This is a genomic window from Amycolatopsis sp. cmx-11-32 (genome assembly GCF_047608695.1).
Taxonomy (GTDB): domain Bacteria; phylum Actinomycetota; class Actinomycetes; order Mycobacteriales; family Pseudonocardiaceae; genus Amycolatopsis.
On sequence record NZ_JADNQN010000001.1, the window covers coordinates 805,264 to 825,403 of the forward strand.

Consider the following 20,140-nt stretch of genomic DNA (forward strand, 5'->3'; position numbering starts at 1 on the left):
GATCCACCCGATTGTGACTCGCATCACTCTCCGTGCGGTCAACTTCGAGGGCGGTCCGAACGTCATGATCGGTGTACAAGGGGAGCAAAGGGGAAGCTTTGAGGTTCACTGAAACCGCCCGCCGCCGCGCGGCGATCGCGGCACTGGGGCTGGTGGCCGTTCTGACGCTGGGGGCGTGCAGCAGCGAGCCGACCGTGTCGGCCAGCGGGCCCGACGGCGGCGGCCCGATCAGCAGCGAGACCGGCGGACGGGCGCCCGCGCCCGCCAAGTTGACTTACGAACCCGCGGCGGGTGCCCAAGACGTCGCGCCGGGCCAGCCGATCAAGGTCAGCGTCGGCGACGGCACGCTCGACCAGATCGTGCTGACCAACCCGGAGGGCAAACAGGTCGCGGGACAGCCGACCGAGGACAAGAAGAGCTGGGCCACCACCGAACAGCTCGGCTACGGCAAGACCTACACGTGGTCCGGCAAGGCCACCGGCACCGACGGCAAGCCCGTCGAGGTCGGCGGCGTCTTCACCACGGTCAAACCGCGCAAGCAGGTGGGCGCGAACATCAACGTCTTCGACGGGCAGACCTACGGCGTCGCCATGCCGATCACGCTGACCTTCCCGAGCAAGGTCACCGACAAGCCCTCGGTCGAGAAGACGCTCTCCGTCGAGACCACGCCGAAGACCGAGGGCTCCTGGGCCTGGGTCCACGACGACACCTCGGTGCACTGGCGGCCGAAGGCCTACTGGCAGCCCGGCACCACCGTGAAGTTCAACGCCAAGATTTACGGCGTCAAGATCGGCGAAGGCGTGTACGGCAAGGAAGACCGCTCGGCGAGCTTCACGATCGGGCGCTCTCAGGTCGTCAAGGGCAACACCCAGACCCACCGGCTCCTGGTGATCCGCGACGGCCGGCAGATCGCGGACTACCCGGCCAGCTACGGCCTCGACGCCGACCAGGGCCGGGTCACCCCGAGCGGCACGCACGTGGTGATGTCCAAGCACGACACGTACTCGATGACCAACGAGCGCTACGACTACGAGAACATCGTCGTGCCGTCCGCGGTGCGGTTCTCGACCAACGGCGAGTTCATCCACGGCTACGGGCCCTCGATCTGGGCACAGGGCAAGAAGAACATCTCCCACGGCTGCGTGAACCTCGCGCCGGCGAACGCCAAGGAGTACATGGCGGGCACGCTCGTCGGCGATCCCGTCGAGATCGAGGGCAGCACGGTGAAGATCAACCGGGCGCGCGACTACAGCGACTGGACCTATTCCTGGGACGAGTGGACGAAGCTGTCCGCTTTGGGGAGCTGACGTACTTCCGCGAAGCCGGGCGGCCGGAGACCTCTTTGGTCTCCGGCCGTTCGTGTTTGAAATCCCGGGGAAAGTCGATGCAACCCCAGGACGGGCGGGACGCATGTCTAACGACGGAAGGCGCCGCGGCCAATGAGCGGCGCCCGGATCGAGGAGACACCCTTGCGTACTCGTATCGCACTTTCCGTCGGAGCCCTGCTGCTGGCCGGCGGCGCCGCGTTCTTCGGCACCTCGCTGGCGTCGGCCGACCAGAGTGCCCCGTCGCCGACGTCGACGCAGGCGCCGAACCAGCCGCCGCAGCCGACTCAGGCGCCCACGACGGCGAAGCCGGCGGACCCGACCCGCGCCACCACCGCCCCGCGGCCCGCCCAGGAGACCCCGTCGGTCGTCGCTCCGGGCGAGCACCGTGTCCCGAAGGCCGTCCCCGCCGGGCCGACCGGGGACCTGAACCTCCCCGCCATCGTCGAAGGAGCCGGTAGCTAGGTGTCGTTGAGCCGCTCGTCGAAGACCGGGACGGGCTCGCCGTGGGACGGCGAGTTCGCCCGGTACTTCGATGAGCGCGCGCACAGCCTGCGTGCCACCGCGTACCTCCTGTGCGGGGACTGGCACCAGGCCGAGGACATCGCCCAGGCCGCGCTGCTGAAGCTGTACCTGGCCTGGCCGAGACTCTCCCGGCACGACGCGCTCGACGGCTACGCGCGCAAGATCGTGCTGCGGACGTTCCTCTCCGAGCACCGGCGCGTCTGGCGCAAACGGGAGAAGCTCACCGACACCCTCCCCGAAGTCCCGGGTGAAACGAGCGGTAAGGAACAGGAGATGCTGGTCAGGCACGCCCTGTCCGGCATCGCCCCGAAGCAGCGGGCCGTGCTGGTGCTGCGCTATTTCGAAGATCTCAGCGTCGAGGAGACGGCCGCGGCGCTGGGCTGCAGCACCGGCAACGTGAAGAGTCAGGGCGCGCGGGGTCTGGCGACCCTGCGCAAGCGGCTCGGACCGCATTTCAGCGAACTGGCCTTGAGTGGAGCGCACGGCGATGGGAGGTGAGGAGATGGACGAGGACATCAAGAGCGTGCTTTCGCACGGCGAGGGTGGTCCGCCGCTGGGCATCCGGGCGGCGGACATCATCGAGCAGGGTGGCCGGATCCGGCGACGACGCAAGCGGCTGGCCGTGGCGGGGAGTTCGCTGGCGACGGCCGCGGTGATCGTGCTCGGCGCGATCGCCGTCGGCGGTCGCGGCGGTGAGGGATCCGCGCCGGTGCGGCCCGCCGGGCCCGGCCTGTCGACCATCTCCCCGGCACCGGTCTCGCCGACGCCTTCCGAGGCGACCACCCCGCCGGAGGCTGCTCCGGACCCGCCCGTTCAGGGGACGGTCCCGAAGCCGGGCCAGACACGCTCGACGCCTCGGACCTCGCAGCCGGGCCGGACGACGACGGTCGGTTCGCCTCACGTTCCCAGCCCGACGAAGGAGCCGATCGAACCACCGACGGCAGGCACGACGACCCGTTGACGCCGTCCGGAACGCCCGATTTCCGAGGTATTACCCGACGTAATCGGAAATTCGCTGACATCGGTTTCAGCTGGTGGCGCGTCACCTTTTTGGGGGTACGACACTCACGCGATCGCTCGAAAATCGCTGAATCGCTACGTTTGAACACCTGCGGTCGAGGGAACAAACCGTCGACGATGGGTAAGTAAACGGGTGGGTCGGGAGGTCAAACCCATGGCCGAAGAGGCGCTGAGTGCGGCGCATCAGGAAAAAGGGGAACCGGCGGAGGCCCCACCTGAGCAGATCAGAAAGGCCGTCGCCGGAGCGGCGATGGGTAACTGCATCGAGTGGTACGACTTCGGTGTCTTCGGCTTCATGCCTGCCATCCTTGGGCAGGTCTTCTTCAACGCTTCAAGCACTTCAGAGGGCGCGCTGGCGACGTTCGCGGTCCTCGCGATCACGTTCATCGTGCGGCCGTTCGGCAGCTTCGTGTTCGGTCCGCTGGGGGACAAGATCGGGCGCCAGAAGGTGCTCGCGCTGACGATCATCCTGATGTCCGGTTCGACGTTCGTCATCGGGCTGCTGCCGTCCTACGCCACGATCGGACCCGCCGCGGCGGTGCTCCTGATTCTGTTGCGTACCATCCAAGGCTTCTCGGCGGGCGGTGAATACGGTGGTGCGGCGACGTTCATCGCCGAGTACGCCCCCGCCCGGCGCCGGGGTTTCTGGGGCAGCTGGCTGGAGTTCGGCACCCTCGTCGGGTTCGCGATGGGCGCGGGCTTCGTCACGATCTTCACCGTGGTCCTCGGCGACGACGCCATGCGCGAATGGGGCTGGCGTCTGCCGTTCCTGATCGCCGGGCCGCTCGGCATCGTCGGTCTCTACCTGCGGAACAAGCTGGAAGACACTCCGCTGTTCCAGGAGATCGAGAAGAAGCAGCAGGTTGAGAAGTCGCCGCTGAAGGCGTTGTTCAAGAAGCACTGGACCTCGATCCTGCACCTGATCGGCATCGTGGTGATGCTGAACGTGGCCGACTACATCGTGATCACGTACCTGGAGACCTATCTCAAGGACGTGGTCGGTTTCGGCGGGCACACGCCGTTGTTGATCATTCTGGCGACCATCGCGTTGATGCTGATCCTGATCGTTCCGGTGGGCATCCTGTCCGACCGGATCGGGCGAAAACCCATCCTGATCGCGAGTTGCGCGAGTTTCCTGGTGCTGCCGATCCCGGCGTTCTCGCTGATGGGCGCGGCCGCCGACGATCGGAACGCCGGGCAGCTCATGCTCGGCCTGGTGCTGATCGCGGTGCCGCTGGTGCTGATCCTCGCCGTGCTGGCGGCGACGCTGCCGGCGATGTTCCCGACACAGGAACGCTACGGCGGTTTCTCCATCGGCTACAGCGTTTCCACCGCGTTGTTCGGTGGCACGGCGTCGTACGTCATCGGCACTCTGGTGAACAAGACCGGCGACAACCTGTGGCCCGCGTACTACCTGATGGGCGCGGCGGCGATCGCGGCCATCCCGATCCTGCTGCTGCCGGAGACGGCAGGCGTGTCGCTGCGCGGCATCGTGAACTCGCGGGTCGCGCGGCGCCGCAAGCCGGAAACGACCACTCCCGACGGCGCCTCGGAGCTACCGGCGAGTTAACGTCTGTCCATGAGCCGTATCTCGCAGCCGTGGCCGCCGGTCGAAGTCGAACCGGCGACCGTCCACCCGAAAGCCCCACAGCCGGGCAGCCATCTGGGCATCCACTTCGGTGAGTGCTTCGGGTGCGGTGACGAGATCGAGGCAGGGCTCCATCTGCAGTCGACGGTGGGCGAAGGGACGACGGTGTACTCGAAGTTCACCGTCACCTCCGCCCACCAGGGTGCGCCCGGCCTCGCTCACGGCGGCCTGCTGGCCTGCGCGTTCGACGAGGCGCTTGGCGCGACCGTCGGCAACCTGCTGCGTCGTCCCGCCGTCACCGGGAAGCTGGAGACGGACTTCCTCCGGCCGGTTCCGGTCGGCTCGACCCTGCACATCGCCGCGAAGCTGGACGGCGTCGCGGGCCGGAAGATCTACGTGAGCGCCGTCGGACGGCTCGACGCCGAGGACGGCCCTGCCGCGGTGCGCGCGCGGGCGTTGTTCGTGCAGGTCGAGTTCGAGCACTTCAGCAACCACGGGGACCCCCAGGCCCTGCAGAAGCTCGCCGCCGCGCACGAGAAGGCCAAGCGCGAACGCGAGTGGGACATCAACCCCTGAGCAATTCGTCCTCTGGTTGCGGTAGTTCGTAGGCCGAACTACCGCAACCAGAGGACGAAACGCGGGGTCAGGTGAGGGTGCGGGGCCGGATCGCGTTGGCCTTGTCGACGAGTTCGACACGCTGGTCGACGGTACCGGCGAGGCGGGCCAGCGTCCGGTAGCAGCGCTCGAGCCCGAAGCGCAGGTCCCGTTCGTCCAGGGCACAGCCCAGCACCTTCGCGCCCGGCGTCGGCCGGTTCTGCGCGTTGAGCCAGCCGTACGCCGCTTCGAGCACCTCCGCCGACAAACGCGTGCGGCGTTCGGCGTCGAGCTGCAGACGCTCGAGCCGCGTCGAAGCGTCGACGAGATCCCGCTCCGACACCAGCACCGGGTCCTTGCCGCCGCCGTTAATCCTGGTCTTGATCTTGATCGCGGCCACCTGCGCGGCGACGTGGTGCGTGGACGACGCCGGGACGGCCTCCAGCACCTCGATCGCGCTGGCCCGGGCGCCCTGCGCGAGGTACACGCGAGCGAGCCCGAAGGCGGCGCTGACGTACGACCGGTCCGTTCGCCACACCAGCTCGTAGTAGCGCGCGGCGCCGAAGTAGTCCCCGACACCCTCCGCGCTGACGGCCAACGCCAGCTTCGGCGCGATCTCGCCGGGAAGGTCGTCGTACACCGCTTCGAACGCGACTTGCGCGACGCGGGACCGGCCGCCCGCGAGCTCGATCAGGCCGCGGTACCAGTCGATCCGCCAGTCGTGCGGGAATCCGGCCTTGATCGCGAGGTACTGCCCGGCCTGCAGCTGCCGCTGTGCCTCGACCAGTTCGCCGAGCTCGATCCGGGCCCGGACGATCCGCAACCGGACCTCGATCGACTCACGCGGCGCACCGGCCAGCGACTCGATCGCGCCACCGGGATCGAGCGCGACCGTCGAGGCGAGCATGCCCGCCGCCGGGTCGTCCGTGTCGACCTGCGGGATCGGCAGGCCCGACACCACCTCGCCCGGATCCGGCAGCGGCACGCTCCCGCCGTGCTCCGGAACGACCAGGTCGACGCCGAACGTGCGGGTCTCCGGACCGAAGACGGTCGAAGCGCCCGGGCGCGGTTTCCCGGTGCCCAGCGCCATGATCTCGCGGAGCACACCGGTCAGCTGGTCGCCCATCTCCTCGGCCGCGATGAACCGGCGGTCCGGGTCGGTGTGCGTCGCGCGCCTCAGGAATCGGTAGTACGAACCGAAGAGCGCGAACAGCGGGACGACGTCCGGGCCGGGCAGGGTCGCCTTGAACTTGCTGGTGTAGCCGGAGAACTCGAAACTGAGGACGGCGAGCGTACGGCCGACGGTGTAGAGGTCCGACGCCACCGAAGCGCCGTGAGTCGCCAATTCGGGCGCGCTGTAGCCGGTGGTGAAGAACAGCGGGCTCTCGTAGTCGTCGATGCGGCGGACCGCGCCGAGGTCGATCAACTTGAGCTGTTCGTGCGTCTGGATGACGTTGTCGGGCTTGAGGTCGCAGTACAGCAGGTTCTGGCTGTGCAGGTAGCCCATGGCGGGCAGGATCTCGAGCCCGTAGGCGATCACCTGGCCGATCGGCAGCGGCTCCGGTCGCTTCGTTTCGCGGTGGTGCGCGAGCGCGAGCTGCCGCAACGACTGGCCGCCGACGTACTCCATGACGATGTAGCCCACGGAGTTGCCGGTGTCGCCGTCCGGATGCTGCACGAAGTTGTGGATCTTGACGATGTTCGGGTGCTCGACCTCGGCGAGGAATCGCTGCTCGTTGGCGGCGGCCGCCATCGCGGTGGCGTCGCCGGTGTCGATCAGGCCCTTGAGCACGACCCAGCGGTCGCTGACGTTGTGGTCCTGCGCGAGATAGATCCAGCCGAGCCCGCCGTACGCGAGCGCGCCGAGCACCTCGTACTGGCCGCCGACGATCTCGTTCGGCCGCAGCTTCGGGACGAAGGAGAACGGGTTCCCGCACTTCTCACAGCTGCCCTCGGGCGAACCGGGTTCGCCGTCCTCGCCGCGGCCTACCTTGGCGCTGCAGTTGCCGCAGAAGCGTTTCTCCTCCGACACCATCGGGTTGTCGAGGACGGCGGACGCCGGATCGCGGTACGGCACCTGCGGGACGTCGACGAGCCCGGCGCCGAGACGGCCGCGGCGAGAGGTGCGAGACGACGTCCGGCGTGCGGTGCCGGGAAACGACCCCGTTCCGGTGCCGGTCCCCCGGCTGCCCGTGCCGGTCCCGGTTCCCCTGCTTTCGCTGGAACGTTCGGGGAGGACGCTTTCCGTGCCAGGGTCCGGCAGCTGCCCGGGCCCTGGGTCGACGCGCGGCGCCGGCGGCATGATGCTCTGCGTCTCCGGAGCGGGCGAGGAGAGCACGCTGGTCGGCTGGGGCGCGTCGGCCGGTGCCTGCCACGCGGGACGGACGACCTGGGTCTGCGGACTGACGGGGGCCATCTCGCCCGGCGGGCGGGTCGGGTCCTCGGCACCGGGGATCGGGCGCTGCTGGCCGCGCGGAGGAGTCTGGTGGCGCTGAACCGGCGCGTGGAGGATCGTGCGCTCGGCGTCCGTCTCCGGCTGCGGTTGTGGCTTCGGCTTCGGCTTCGGCGAATCGGTGAGATCGAGCCTGCCGGAAATGGACGGTTCGGGTGTCTCCCAGCGGACCGGCGCCGGTGGCGTCCAGGAGGCGGACTCCGCCTCCTGATCCGGTCTGGTGTCATCCGGCGCTGCGTGCCGAGGACGGCGCGGCTCCTCCGACACTGGTACCTCCCGAAATCCCCGCGATGAAGTCGGACCCAGTCTAGGGGTGACCAGGCAGGTCGTGCCCGCACCGGGCCGAACCCGCTACGGTGCGAGAGAGAACCGATTCGGCAGGTGATGAGGGGGAGGCTGTAATGGAGGGGGAGTCTTAGCGGTGCCTGCGTCATTTTCGATGTCGATGACCCAGCTCGACGTCGTACTCGAAGAACTCGGGCTCGGCAGATTCGTGGTGCCTTTCGAAATCCCGACCGTCGGCACCACCATCACCGAACGCGAGCGGCACTGCGAGGAAGTCTGGACCGACCTGGCCGACCGAGGCTTCGCACGCGGCCGCGAACTCCTGCGCGACTACGAAGAGACACTCCGGCTTTGGGCAACGGGGGACTTCGTCGTCACCCTGGAGGCGCACGAAGTCGAGCAAAACGCCGAATACCTCTATCGAGGCTGCTGGAACCGCCACCTTGGCGTCATCAGTCAGCAACGCGGCTTCGACATCCTCTTCGAGCCGGTTTACCCCGAACAGGTTGTCGCCGCCCTCCTCGGTAACTTGCCGTCGCTGCAGCCTTTCCCCGGACGGGTGATGACGTCCAACACGCTTCCCCCGTCCAAGCGGCCGGACGATCCCTTCGACAAGGACCCCGCCAACCTCCGCTTGGGCGCGGCGAGCCAGTTCTTCGAGCACCCGCTCGCGCGACTCGGCACGGTCAGCATCACTTTGCGCGACGACCGGGGTAAGCCCCAGCAGAAGAGCGTCCAATGGTTCGACAGCGTCCAGGGCCGCTTCATGCTCACCACCGACCGCTTCCCCGACGGCGAAGTCCGGCGCACGTTCACCCCGACGAACGGCTCTCACCTGGCACGATGGATTCACGACCTGGTCGAAGCCGCCCGCGTCGGCAGCGCGTGATTCCCACCGGGAGGCGGCCTTTCGGACCTCTTCCGCTGATATCGTGATCTGACGAGCGCTACGAGTAACCGGGACTTGGTACAGGGGAGAGACCATGACTGACGGCACCGGCGGACCGCCGGGCAACTTCTCGGAGATGCTGGGCGATTTCTCGGCGCGGGCCGACGCCATGGTGAAGGCCGCGAAGGACGGGGACTTCAAGGTCAGCGAAGAGGCTGGCGAGGCACTGAAGACCGCGATCGACGACTACATCGATGACTGGACGAACAACCAACGACACTTCAACCGCCTCGCCGAGAAACCGAAACTGGGCACTGGCCAGTTTGCCCAACAGGTCGGCCATCACGCGACGTTGGTAGCAGACGGCGACGAACTTTCCGCCAAGAAACAATTGGATGCGCTTCAAGATGTGCTCAACCGCGCCAAGGAAGCCATCGATCTAGCCAAGGTTCGATACCGAAAACAAGATTCGAACAACGCTGACCAGCTGAAAATCACTGCGACAGGACTGACAGACCACTGACATGACCACCAAAACAAGGTTTCGGGTTTTCGCCGCGCTGCTGCCTGCCATGGCGCTCACGGTCTCCGCTTGTTCATCGGAAGAGCCCGGCAATGCCACGCCGGTGACGAGCCCGACGCCTCCTCCGTCCTCTTCGCAAGGAAATGGTCCCGAGAACATATTCGGCGATCTGAAAGCCTGCGACCTTCTTGCGCCGACCACGACACCAAAAGGCTTCGATCCACCAGTTGTCGAGACAGCCGAGAGCGACAACGGATGTGCCGCACAGAAACGTCGGTACGCCTCCGTGAGCATCTACCTCGTGCCCGAGGCCGGGATCGATCAACTGTCCCCAGGCCAAGGAACCAAGATTCCGACAAAGGTCGGCGACCGTGAGGCCGTGGAAATTCCAGGAGACTCCGGGACAGAAGCCTGCACGGTGGCCATCGCCGTCACCCCTAATGCCCGGATGACGGCATCGACCTCCCTCAACGAGGGAACGAACGCAGAAGCCTGCGCTCTGTCCAGGGAAATCGCAACAGCCGCTGAACCGAAACTGCCGAGAGGCAACTGACGACGGAACGGGGAGGGACCATGGTCAACGTCGGGCAAGACGACTTCAACAGCACGTTCTCGGTGTCGGGTAAGGCGAACCGCGATTACGAGGCCAAGCGCTACTCCGACACCTACAACGAGGCCAATGCCGGCCCCGGCGGGAACCCCCTGACCGCGAAGCTGACCGCGGAGGCGAAGGCGGGTCAGTACTCCGGCGAGCAGGCCGCAGCGCTCACTCAGGGGCAGCAGTTCCGCACCGGCCTCAATCCTTCGGAACAGCGCTACGAAGCGGTCCCGCACGGTGAGCTGAAGAACATGGTCACGCAGGACCTCGACCCCCGCGACATCGATGAAAAGGGTGAGCTCTGGAACAACCAGGGCAACTCCCTGAACACTTTCAGCAGCGCCGTCAAGGCCGCGATCGGCAAAGAGGGCGATCACTGGCGGGGAGACGGCGCGCGAGCGGTCACCGACTTCTTTTCCCATGTCAGCAAGTGGGCCGATACCGCGGGCGACGGCGCGTATCTCGCGTCCAACCGGTTCTCCCAGTCGGCGGCCGCGGCGACCACCGCGAAGAACTCCATGCCCGAAGAGGTTCCCTTCGATCGCAACGCCGAGTACAAGAACGCCCTGCAGCAGTTCGCGTCGGGGAACTTCGGGGGCGCGGTGGAGACGGTCGGCAACATCTCGGCCAAGCAGGAGCAGTCGTTCCAGGCGCACCAGCAGGCCGCGCAGGTCATGCACACCTACGACCAGTCTCTTTTCGACGTCAATTCCCAGCAGCCCACCTTCGCCTCGCCGCCGGAAATGGGCGATTCGACGACGGCGTCCGGGTTCTCCGGGGGCAGCGACGTCAAGGGGTTCGGCGGCGGGCCCGGTAGTGGTCCCGGGTCCGGGCCGGGGGCGCCGGGGCCAGGCTACTCGGGTGGACCGGGGCCTGGGCCCGGGCCTGGTGCAGGACCTGGTCCGGGGATCACCACGGGCGGCGGGCACACCGGGGTCTCGGGGCCGGGACAGTCGCTCGGCGGGCCGCCGGGGTCGTTCCGGCCCGGGCCGAATCCGGGGCTGGCGGCCATGAACGGCCCGGGACCCACCGGTCTCGGGCGGCTGGGCAGCGAGCGGTATCGCGGCAAGCCCGGGCGGACGCCGGGCGGGCCGGGTGGCAGTGCGGCCAGCCGGTTGACCGGCGGGGGAAGCGGCGGGTTCGGTCGTAACGGCGGGTCGGGCAACGTCGCCGAGCGGCTCGCGGGCGGCAAGGTTTCGGCCGGTGAGGCCGAGAAGCTTGCGGGCAAGGGTGGCGGCGGGTCCGGGTCGGGCAAGCTGCCTGAGGAGCGCATCACCCGCGGTGGCGCGGCCGCGGCCGGCAAGAGCGGCGGTCCGGGTGCGATGGGCGGCGGTGGCCCTGGCGGCAGAGGGCAGAAGGAAGAGGACAAGGAAAAGAAGGCCCCGGACTACCTGCAGGAAGAAGACGCCGACGTCTTGTTCGGCGGCTACGAAGGCGAAATGAAGCCGGTGCCGCCGGTGATCGGCGAGAAGTCCCCCTGAACCGGGGCGGGCCGTTCGGGAGCGATCCCGAACGGCTCCTTCTCACCTGTACTGGGGCTGAGGCGGCGTTCCGCCTTCGAGCTTGTTCCCGATCCACTTCGCGTAGCTCGCCTGCCACGCGCCACCGCGCACGGTGTCCAGCACGGCGTTCACGTACCGCACCATGTCCTCGTTCTCCTTCGGGACACCGATTCCGTAGTTCTCCTCGGTGAACCGGTCCCCCACGATCTTCAGCGTCGGGTCCTGCGCGAGCATCCCGGCGAGGATGACGTCGTCCGTCGACACGGCCTCGACCTGCTTCTGCTGCAGCATCACCAGGCAGTCCGACCAGTTGTCCACCGAGACCGGCACCGGCTTCGAGGGATCCGCCGCGATCTTCAACAGCGAAGTCGACGTCTTGGTCGCGCACACCCGCCGCCCGGCGAGATCCGAGAGCTGGGCGACCTTCGAGCCGGATTCGACCAGGATCCGTTGCCCCGCCTGGTAGTACGCCGTCGAGAAGTTGACCTTCTTCAGCCGGCCGCAGGTGATGCTGTAGGTCCGGACCACGATGTCGACCTGCTTCTTTTCGAGCACTTCTTCCCGCAGTTTCGACGGGATCGCCCGGAACTGCACACGGCCTTCCGCGCTGCCGAATATCGCCTTCGCGATCTCGTTGACCATGTCGATGTCGAAGCCTTCGAGCTGACCCGACGTCGGATTGCGGAAGCCGAACAGGAACGTCGTCTGGTCGACGCCGGCGATCAGTTTGCCCTTCTCCTTGATCTTCGCCATCGTCGAGCCGCTGGTGATCGACGTGCCGTTGGTCGGCCTCAGGCTGGCCAACGGGTTGCAGCTCGTGTCGGTCGTTCCGCCACTGCCGGTGTTGTCGGCGCCGCCGACGTTCGCGGGCTGTGGTGGGGCGACGTCGCCCACCGGGGCCGGGTCGACCGGCGCCCCCGCGCTCCCACAGGCCGTCGCCAGCACCAAGACGGCGCCGAGCACGGCCCCTCGCAGACCGTTCCGCATCACCGGTACTCCCTCAGCCGTTCACGGATTCCCAACGCGGCCCCCGCCGCCGCGATCAGTGCCAGTACCGCGATCCCCGGCGCGAGCAGGGTCAGCGCGCGATCGGCGCCACGGGTGTCGTCCAGGAATTCCTGCCGTCCCACGTTGATCGCGGCCACCAGGCTGTTGTCGAGCCGCAGGAACGCCCCTGCCGCGCCGCCGGTCTTGTCGTCGTGGATCGCCGTGTCGACGGCGTCCTGATAGCTGCCGTCGTCGTCTTGGCGCCGCACTTCGGCGTGCGCCTTGAACCACGCCGACGCGGCCTGGATCGCCTCGTCCACCTTGCCGGCGGCCCCGCCGCCCTCCGCGAGGCCACGGGCCTCACCCAGCAGGCCGCCCTGGCCGTCGGGCCCGCCGAGTTGCGCGGCGAGATCGCCGAAGTCCTTTTCGTACGCCGCGCCGTCGCCGCGCGCGACGAGGGTCAGCGTCTCGTCGGCTCGCGCCTGCAGTGCCGCGATCCGGGCGCGCACCAGGACGTCCACCTGGTGCGAGCCGTCTTCTTCACCAGCGCCGACGAGGCTGCTCTGCACGATCAGCGCCACCGCGCCCCACAGCAGGGCGACCACCACCGACACGGACGCGACGACGAGGCCGACGTTCAGCAGCCGGTTGGTCTTCCGCGTCAGGTGCACCTGCGTGACGATCAGCGCGGCGAGCAGAGCGAGTAACAAAGCCGTTGCCAGCCAAGGGAATTCGGTCACGTCGTCCTGTTCGGCGGCGAGCCGGTCGGTGTCGACGCGGTACAGCTCCTGTGCGGCGGGAAGAATTTTCGCCCGCATCAGCTCCGAAGCCTCACGCAGATATGAGGCACCGACGGGATAGCCCTGTCGGTTGTAGGTGCGCGCGGTCTCGACCAGTCCTGTGTAGACGGGGATCTCGCGGCCGAGGGTGTTGATCTGCTCGGCGGCCGCGCCGATCCCGGAAGAGTCCGACGCCGCCTTCGCCAGCGCCGCACCGGCCTCCGCGACGTCACGTTCGTACCGCTCGCGCATCGGGAGCGGCTCGGTGCCGATCGAGAGAAACGAACTGGCCGCGGTCGCGTCGGCGTCCGAAAGCGCGCGGTAGACCTGCTGCGCGGCGGCGGCCAGCGGTTCCCGGTGGTCGATCAGGCCGTTGATCGTGTCTTTCTTGTCCTGCGCGGCCAGCGTGCCGAACAGGCCCGCGACCAGCGACAGCAGGACGAGACCGATCGCGATGACCGACAGTCTTCCCGGCGTGGTCGCCGCGGACCGGACGATCGCGCGGACCCCGTTCCCCGGCAGTTCGAGCAGGCCGGCGATCCCGCTGCGGCCCTCGGGCGCGGGGGCGGCGGGGTTCCCCGGCGGCCCCGGCCGGGTCACAGTGCTCGTCATCGCCGATCCTCCCCATTGGCTCTACCGCAAAGAAGGTATCCGAGTCGGGATCAGCGCAGCCAGTGACACCGGCGGGTGTCATCGGCACGTGATCTCCTGACCGCGTCAGAGCCCTTTTTCCAGGCCGTAGCGCACGGCCTCCGCACGATTGCGCACACCGATCTTGGCGAAGGCGTGGTTGATGTGGCTTTTCACGGTGGCCTCGCCGATGAACAGTTCGGCGGCGATTTCCGGGTTGGACAGCCCGCGGGCGATGAGGCCGAGCACTTCGGTTTCGCGGGCGGTGAGCCCGTCCGGGAACTCGGTCTTGGCCCTGCTCACCGTTCTCGCGTCGAGTGCGGCGACGAGTCTGTCGGAGACTTCGGCGGCGAAGATCGCCTGTCCGTTGGCGGCGGAGCGGACGGCCGCCCCGATCTCGGCGCGGCCGGCGTCCTTGGTCAGGTAGCCGCGGGCTCCGGCGCGCAACGCGTCGGCGATCGAGGCGTCGTCCGCGTACGTCGTCAGTACCACGACCGCGACCTCCGGGTGATCCCGTTTGAGCAGCTTGGTCGCGGCCACCCCGTCCAGGACGGGCATGCGCAGGTCCATCAGCACGACGTCGGCGGCGGTCCCGCGGAGCAGGTCGAGTGCCTGCCGCCCGTCTCCCGCGGAACCGGCGACCTCGACCCCGTCGATCAGGCCCAGCAACGCGACGAGCCCTTCGCGCATGACCTGCTGGTCATCGACGACGACCACCCGGATCACGACCGCACCACCGCCTCCACCGTCCAGCGCCCGTCGTCCGGGCCCGCGGTCAGCGTGCCACCGGCGAGCGCGAGCCGCTCCCTCATCCCGGTGAGACCGAACCCGCCGCTGTCCTCCGTCCGGATGGCGTCGCCGAGTTCGTTGCGCACCCGCAAGCAGACCTCCTCCGGTGTGAAGAGCAGCCGGAGCGCCACTGGCCGGCCGGTGGCGTGCTTGGCCGCGTTGGTCAACGCCTCCCGCGTGACCCCCGCCAGCGACACCACCGCGGCGGACGGCAGTGGCCGCTGCTCCCCCTCGACCTCGAAGGACACCTCGTCGTGGTGCGCGTCCACCAGCAGCCGCACGGCTTCGGCCAGCGACGGGACGTCGCTGCGGAGGGCCGCGACCGCGTCACGCGCCTCGGACAGCCCGTCCGCGGCCAGACGGCGGGACAGCCGCACCCTGCCGAGTGCACCGTCCACATCGGACTTCTCGGCCAGCAGGGCCTCGGCGACCTCCAGGTGGATCCCCAACGCCCCGAGCGAATGCGCGAGGACGTCGTGGATCTCCCTGGCGATCCGGGTGCGCTCGTCGAGCGCGGCGGCCCGCGCGTGTTCGCTCTGCGCCAGCCTGGTCTGCTCCAGCAGCGCGGCCGCCTGCGCCGCCTGTACCTCGTACTGCCGCCGGTTCAGCCCCAGCAGCATCAGCACGAGCAGCACGCCGACGTTGCCGAACACCAGCGGCGCGGACGCGCCCGCGACCAGGCCGGTGACCGCCGCGAGGCTCACGTCGAACCCCACCACCCCCAGAATGGCGGCCACCGACGGCTCGGTCAGGGTGGCGAACCGGCTGACCGTGACCACCGCGAGCACGATGGCGGAGGAGTCCTCCGCCCAGCCGAGCGCGATCGACGGCGCGGCACTCGCCACCGCGAGCAGGAGGGTCGCCACCCTGGGGAAGCGTGGGGAGGTCGCCACGAAGCCCAGCCAGCAGGCGCCGCAGACGGCGTACGCCGCCCAGATCCACGCACTGGACTCGCTCGCGGTCAGCAGCACCACCGCGACCGCCGCCGTGCCGAGCAGCTGGACGACCAGCCAGCTCGGCGCGATCGTGTCCGGCAGCAGCGGCCGTTCCCGCCTCCCCATTTCCCCCCTCAGCGATCACTCAGCCGCGTGATCATCTCCACCAGGATCAGCCGGTAGGCAAGGAACCCCAGCAGGACGACGACACCTATCACTACCAGCGCCATCAGGCCTTTCGCGTTCATTTTTCCCATGACACGGACGTTAGGCACGCCGAGGGGTGGGACGGGACCATCGCCGGGTTGAGCCGGGGGTGGAGGTTCAGTCGCGGACGGCGGGCGCGAGGGAGTACGGGAGGACCTCGCCACCGTCGGCGGGCCGTTCGACGACGACCTCGACGTCGTCGGCGAACCGATACGGCCTGCCCAGCAGGATGCCGCCGAAATGCCGCCTCATCCGGGACATCTCCGCGCGAACGGTGACGGTGCGGGCGGCGTCGCCGAAGAGGTCGAGCGACAGTTCCGACGCCGACCTTCCCTCCCGATGGCGCGCGAGGACGTACAGCATCTCCGCGTGCCGCGGGCTCAGCCGATGCGACCAGGTCCCCGCCGGGCAGCGGCTCCAGCAGGCAGTTTCCGTAGGTGGGCAGCCAGGTCCGGCCCGCGGTCGCGTCGTTGGGCAGCGCGATCCGGCCGACCGGGACGAGGCCTGCCGACGCCGCGATCCAGCCGTGCGGATCGGTGATCACCGCCCGGCCCTTCACCTTGGCGAGCAGGGGCGAGGCGAGGCCGCGCAGCCGTTCCAGCTCGGAGAGGTGTGTGGTGCGCAGCTGCGCCTCGGCGAGTTTCGCGACCGCGTCGACCAGTGCCAGTGTTGTCGGGTGCACGGTCGAGGCCGGGCCGGAGAGGTCTACGACGCCGAGCAGCCTGCCGTCCCTCGGATCGTGCAGTGGCGCGGCGGCACAGGTCCAGTCGTGCTGGTTACGGACGTAGTGTTCGGCGGAGTAGACCTGCACCGGATGTCGGGTGACCAGCGCCGTACCGATGGCGTTGGTACCGGCGGAGGTCTCGTGCCAGTCGACGCCTTCGACGAACCCGAGCCCGTCCGCGCGGCGGCGGACCGCGGTACTGCCGTCGCGCCAGAGGACGCGGCCTTCGGCGTCGACGACGGCCATGATGTGCGCGGCCTGCTCGGCGAGGCTGATCAGGCCTCCGCGCAGGGCGGGCAGGACGGCGGCGAGACCGCTCTCGCGACGGCGGGCTTCCAGCTGCTCCGGGACGAGCACGGGGGCCGGGGCGCCACGATCCGGGTCGAGGCCGAGTTCGCGCATGCGCCGCCAGGACGCGGCGATGACCGCGCGCGGGTGACCCGGGAGCGCGCGACCGGCGAGGGCGGCTTCGTGCACTTCGGCGAGCGCGCGCGCGTGCCGCCGCGGGTCCGCGCCGACCGGCAACGCCGCCTCCAGCTGCACCTGGCCCACCCCTCCGGTCCGTTTCGGCCAGTGTGCCCGGGTGACCCGGCGTTCGGAAGGTCTCTGTGACCTGGGCTGGGTTTACCCGGTGAAGGGCGCTTCCACCAGGTGGGACGCCGGAAAAGCCCCCTGCGGTTTCCGCCCCAGGAGCAGGCCTTTCCTGGTCGCCTCGGCCATCACGGCGCGGACGTCGACGCACCACGGGCCATCGGACTTCAGCTCGACGAAAGCGCTCTCTCCTCGTCTCAGTACGAAGTGCGGTTCGCCGTCGAGCGCGATGGAGCCGCCCGCGGCGGCGAGGTCGACCCGGACCCCTGGGTGCAGCACGCTCCAGCCCCGGACGCCCACCGCCCGTACCTCGCCGGGCGCGATCGGCGCCTGCACGATGTACGGCGTCTCCTCGACCGGCCCGAGTGAAAGCGCGACACCGTCCACAGTGGACTTCGGGCTGGGGCAGAGCCTGCCGGGGATACTCGACAGGCCGATTCCGTCCGGTACGGCGAACGTGCAGTACAGCTCGGTCAGTGACGCGGGATCCCAGCGGCTTTCGGCCGACACGCTGACGTCGGTCAGCGCGATCTCGCGGCGCGCCTTCGTGACGACCTCGAGCACGGTCGCGCGGTTCGTGACCAGGTCCGTGTCCACCTGATGGGTGGCCAGCAGCCCGGCGGCGAGCCCGGCGACGGTGGGCTCGTCGGTGCTCCCGGTCGGCAGCATGAGCAGCGGGACGTCGCCACAGGCTGCCGCCGCGGCCCGCATCAGGCCGTCACCACCCAGGCAGATGAGCACGCTCGCCCCCGCGTCCACCATCCGGCGGACGGTGCCGATGATCTTCCCCGCCTCGGTCCACACCATCACCCGGCCGACCCCGGCCACCCGGAGTGCCGAACGCAGGCTCTGGATGTCACGCTCCGAAGCGGGGTTCGCCACGATCCCCGCAACCGCTTCGCCCACATGTCCTCCGCTGCCGCGCCAAGTCCCTACAAGGAAACGACTTCAGGGCCACGAAAGAAAGAGTTGCACGAGGTTGCATCGCCAGGCTAGGGGCCGAGGTGCCCGATCTTCGGTCGAACGCCGTCCGGCGGACAAGCACGACCGGCAGGATCCGTTCGGCCTGCCCGCTCACCGCGCGGGCGTCGACCAGGAACGTCCCCACGAAGACCACCAGCGCATGCGTCCCGCCTGGCGGAGCAGTCCCCGTCACCCCGTGGGGGACCTCGGGTGTCCCCCGCGAGGGGATGTGCCCGGCCCGCGGCGTCGTTAGCGTCGGGACATGGCTTCGAACGGCGGTTCCTTGGGGTGGGCGCTCCTCACCGGGCGCGAGGCCGATCTCGAACCGCCGTCGGCCTGGTGGCGCGGGCCGGTCTGGGTCAAGACGGTTCTCTTCGGCTCCGCGCTCGCCGTGTTGCTGGGCTTGACCTACAGTTCGTGGGCGCGCTACCTCGGCGGCAGCAGTCTGCCGCTGGTCTTCTTCCTGCTGCTCCTGCAGATCACGCCGCCGCTGCTGGCCGTCCCGTTCCCGCTGACCGCCGTCCGGGTGGCGGCGGCGGGGATGGTCGGCGCGATGATCGCCACCCTCTTCCCCGCGGACTACCAGCCGTTCGGCCGGACACTGTCGGACTGGCCGTTGCAGGTCCACGTCCTGCCGTATCTGCCGGTGCTCGCGATGACGCTCGCCCGCACGAAACCCGGGCAGGGCCGGGGGATCTCGATCGTCGCGGTGATGCTCGCCACCGCGGTCGGCGTCGTCCAGCTACCACGTGCGGGCACGAAGAGCCTGGTGTGGTCGTTGATCGTGGTGACCGTGACCATCGTGGCGGGATACGGGATGCAACAACGCCGCCGCGCGCTGGAGCAGGCCGACGCGGCCGAGCGCACGACCGTGGAGGAGCGGTCGAAACGGGCCGCGTTGCAGGAACGCGCGCTGGTCGCCAGGGAACTGCACGACATCATCGGCCATCACCTCTCCCTGATCGCGCTGCGGACCGACAGCGCGCGCTACCGCGTCCCCGATGTGTCGGAGGCCGCGGCGGAGGAATTCCGCGCGCTCGGGGTCGCGGCGAGGGAAGCGCTCGACGAGGCGCGACGGCTCGTCGGCGTGCTGCGGGACGCCGACGCCGAACCGGAACACGAACCACAGCCAGGACTCGCGGAGGTACCGTCGCTGATCGACGGCTGCCGGGCCTCCGGGATCGAGATCCGGGCGGAGATCTCCGGCGGGGACGGCGTTCCCGCGATGATCGCGTTGGCCGCGTACCGGATCCTGCAGGAGGCGTTGAGCAACGCGGCACGGCACAGCCCGGGGTCCACTGTGGACGTCGAGGTGCGGCGGGAACCGGACGGGCTCACGATCCTCGTCGAAAACGGGCCGCCCACGCGGCCTGCCGCGCCTGGTGCGGGGGACGGCACCGGCCTTGCCGGGATCGCCGAACGCGTTACGCTGATCGGCGGCTCGTACGAGACCGGACCGCGGGCGGACGGCGGTTTCCGCGTGGCCGTCACGCTCGAACTCCCGGGGGAGAGTGGCGTGTGACGACCGTCTTCATCGTCGACGACCAGGCCATGGTGCGGGAAAGCTTCGCCGCCCTGCTGAACGCGCAGCCGGGGTTGGCCGTGGTAGGCCAAGCGGGTGACGGGATGGAGGCGCTGGCAAGCATCTCCGCCTTGCCCACGCCGCCGGACGTCGTCCTGATGGACATCAGGATGCCGGAGATGGACGGTCTCGAAACGACCCGGCGCCTGCTCGAAGGCGACGGCGAGAAGCCGAAGGTGCTCGTCCTGACGACGTTCCATTTGGACGACTACGTCTACGAAGCGCTGCGGGCGGGCGCGAGCGGGTTCCTGGTGAAGGACGCGCCGTCGGCCGAGCTGATCACCGCGATCGGCGTGATCGCCGCCGGTGACGCGCTGCTCTCCCCCGCGGTCACGAAGCGGCTCATCGCGAACTTCGTGGCCAGTACGCCGGTTCCGCGGCCGTCCCCGGCGCGGTTCGACGTGCTCACCGAACGCGAGCGGGAAGTGCTGCGGTTGATAGCGAAAGGACGGTCCAATCCGGAGATCGCGGCGGATCTGGTGCTTTCGGCGCAGACCGTGAAGACGTACGTCGGCCGGATACTGGCGAAACTCGGATTACGGGACCGGGCGCAGGCGATCGTGCTGGCCTACGAGACCGGATTGGTCTCGCCTTGAGGCCTTGAAAGACCCCGGAAAAGCAGCAGGGCCGCCTCCCCGAGGGGATGGCGGCC

General features: G+C 69.0%; 19 protein-coding genes and 1 pseudogene. 12 read left to right on the forward strand and 8 right to left on the reverse strand.

What is annotated here, in order from left to right:
• Positions 1-98: 98 nt before the first annotated feature.
• The 6 genes from ACM6LR_RS04065 (at position 99) to ACM6LR_RS04090 (ending at position 5,034) form a co-directional block, all read left to right on the forward strand.
• Positions 99-1,307: a L,D-transpeptidase gene (locus tag ACM6LR_RS04065; protein ID WP_414943162.1), complete on the forward strand. Its 1,209-nt coding sequence runs from the start codon at positions 99-101 to the stop codon at positions 1,305-1,307.
• A 132-nt stretch (positions 1,308-1,439) separates the two neighbouring features.
• The gene (locus ACM6LR_RS04070) at positions 1,440-1,790 is read left to right on the forward strand and encodes a hypothetical protein (protein WP_414936161.1); all 351 of its coding nucleotides are present in this window, start codon (positions 1,440-1,442) and stop codon (positions 1,788-1,790) included.
• Positions 1,791-2,348, forward strand: a complete 558-nt coding sequence (locus ACM6LR_RS04075; protein ID WP_414936162.1) for a SigE family RNA polymerase sigma factor — start codon at positions 1,791-1,793, stop codon at positions 2,346-2,348. It begins immediately after the preceding gene.
• Positions 2,349-2,352: 4 nt separating this feature from the next.
• Positions 2,353-2,811 carry a hypothetical protein gene (locus ACM6LR_RS04080; protein WP_414936163.1) on the forward strand — a complete coding sequence of 153 codons (459 nt, stop codon included), beginning with the start codon at positions 2,353-2,355 and terminating at the stop codon, positions 2,809-2,811.
• Positions 2,812-3,024: 213 nt separating this feature from the next.
• Complete coding sequence (locus ACM6LR_RS04085; protein ID WP_414936164.1) at positions 3,025-4,440, forward strand: MFS transporter; 1,416 nt, start codon at positions 3,025-3,027, stop codon at positions 4,438-4,440.
• 9 nt (positions 4,441-4,449) lie between these two features.
• Complete coding sequence (locus tag ACM6LR_RS04090) at positions 4,450-5,034, forward strand: PaaI family thioesterase (RefSeq protein ID WP_414936165.1); 585 nt, start codon at positions 4,450-4,452, stop codon at positions 5,032-5,034.
• A gap of 67 nt (positions 5,035-5,101) precedes the next feature.
• Here ACM6LR_RS04090 and ACM6LR_RS04095 read toward each other — a convergent pair whose 3' ends face one another.
• Positions 5,102-7,771: a tetratricopeptide repeat protein gene (locus tag ACM6LR_RS04095; protein ID WP_414936166.1), complete on the reverse strand. Its 2,670-nt coding sequence runs from the start codon at positions 7,769-7,771 to the stop codon at positions 5,102-5,104.
• Positions 7,772-7,925: 154 nt separating this feature from the next.
• Between ACM6LR_RS04095 and ACM6LR_RS04100 the strand changes: the two genes are divergently transcribed.
• The 4 genes from ACM6LR_RS04100 (at position 7,926) to ACM6LR_RS04115 (ending at position 11,280) form a co-directional block, all read left to right on the forward strand.
• Positions 7,926-8,678, forward strand: a complete 753-nt coding sequence (locus ACM6LR_RS04100) for an ESX secretion-associated protein EspG (protein WP_414943163.1) — start codon at positions 7,926-7,928, stop codon at positions 8,676-8,678.
• Between the two features lie 94 nt (positions 8,679-8,772).
• On the forward strand, positions 8,773-9,201 hold the full coding sequence (locus ACM6LR_RS04105) for a hypothetical protein (protein ID WP_414943164.1): 429 nt from the start codon (positions 8,773-8,775) through the stop codon (positions 9,199-9,201).
• A 1-nt stretch (position 9,202) separates the two neighbouring features.
• Positions 9,203-9,754, forward strand: a complete 552-nt coding sequence (locus ACM6LR_RS04110) for a DUF3558 family protein (protein ID WP_414943165.1) — start codon at positions 9,203-9,205, stop codon at positions 9,752-9,754.
• A 20-nt stretch (positions 9,755-9,774) separates the two neighbouring features.
• Positions 9,775-11,280, forward strand: coding sequence for a hypothetical protein (locus tag ACM6LR_RS04115; RefSeq protein WP_414943166.1), 1,506 nt, complete (start codon positions 9,775-9,777; stop codon positions 11,278-11,280).
• 42 nt (positions 11,281-11,322) lie between these two features.
• On the opposite strand, the gene ACM6LR_RS04120 is transcribed toward ACM6LR_RS04115, so the two are convergent.
• From ACM6LR_RS04120 to ACM6LR_RS04150, 7 genes and pseudogenes are all read right to left on the reverse strand, one after another.
• Complete coding sequence (locus tag ACM6LR_RS04120; RefSeq protein WP_414936171.1) at positions 11,323-12,288, reverse strand: glutamate ABC transporter substrate-binding protein; 966 nt, start codon at positions 12,286-12,288, stop codon at positions 11,323-11,325.
• Entirely contained in the window at positions 12,288-13,679 is a 1,392-nt protein-coding gene (locus ACM6LR_RS04125; RefSeq protein WP_414943167.1) for a hypothetical protein, read from the reverse strand. Before ACM6LR_RS04125 ends, ACM6LR_RS04120 begins: the two co-directional genes overlap by 1 nt.
• Positions 13,680-13,784: 105 nt before the next feature.
• Positions 13,785-14,423: a response regulator gene (locus tag ACM6LR_RS04130; protein ID WP_414936173.1), complete on the reverse strand. Its 639-nt coding sequence runs from the start codon at positions 14,421-14,423 to the stop codon at positions 13,785-13,787.
• The gene (locus ACM6LR_RS04135; RefSeq protein WP_414936174.1) at positions 14,420-15,547 is read right to left on the reverse strand and encodes a sensor histidine kinase; all 1,128 of its coding nucleotides are present in this window, start codon (positions 15,545-15,547) and stop codon (positions 14,420-14,422) included. Before ACM6LR_RS04135 ends, ACM6LR_RS04130 begins: the two co-directional genes overlap by 4 nt.
• Positions 15,548-15,555: 8 nt before the next feature.
• Positions 15,556-15,678, reverse strand: a complete 123-nt coding sequence (locus ACM6LR_RS04140) for a hypothetical protein (protein WP_414936175.1) — start codon at positions 15,676-15,678, stop codon at positions 15,556-15,558.
• A 67-nt stretch (positions 15,679-15,745) separates the two neighbouring features.
• Positions 15,746-16,904, reverse strand: a pseudogene (locus tag ACM6LR_RS04145) (GAF domain-containing protein).
• 72 nt (positions 16,905-16,976) lie between these two features.
• Positions 16,977-17,849, reverse strand: coding sequence for a diacylglycerol kinase family protein (locus tag ACM6LR_RS04150; protein ID WP_414936176.1), 873 nt, complete (start codon positions 17,847-17,849; stop codon positions 16,977-16,979).
• Between the two features lie 319 nt (positions 17,850-18,168).
• Between ACM6LR_RS04150 and ACM6LR_RS04155 the strand changes: the two genes are divergently transcribed.
• Positions 18,169-19,428: a sensor histidine kinase gene (locus tag ACM6LR_RS04155; protein ID WP_414943168.1), complete on the forward strand. Its 1,260-nt coding sequence runs from the start codon at positions 18,169-18,171 to the stop codon at positions 19,426-19,428.
• Positions 19,425-20,084, forward strand: coding sequence for a response regulator (locus ACM6LR_RS04160; RefSeq protein ID WP_414943169.1), 660 nt, complete (start codon positions 19,425-19,427; stop codon positions 20,082-20,084). Before ACM6LR_RS04155 ends, ACM6LR_RS04160 begins: the two co-directional genes overlap by 4 nt.
• The last annotated feature ends 56 nt before the right edge of the window (positions 20,085-20,140 follow it).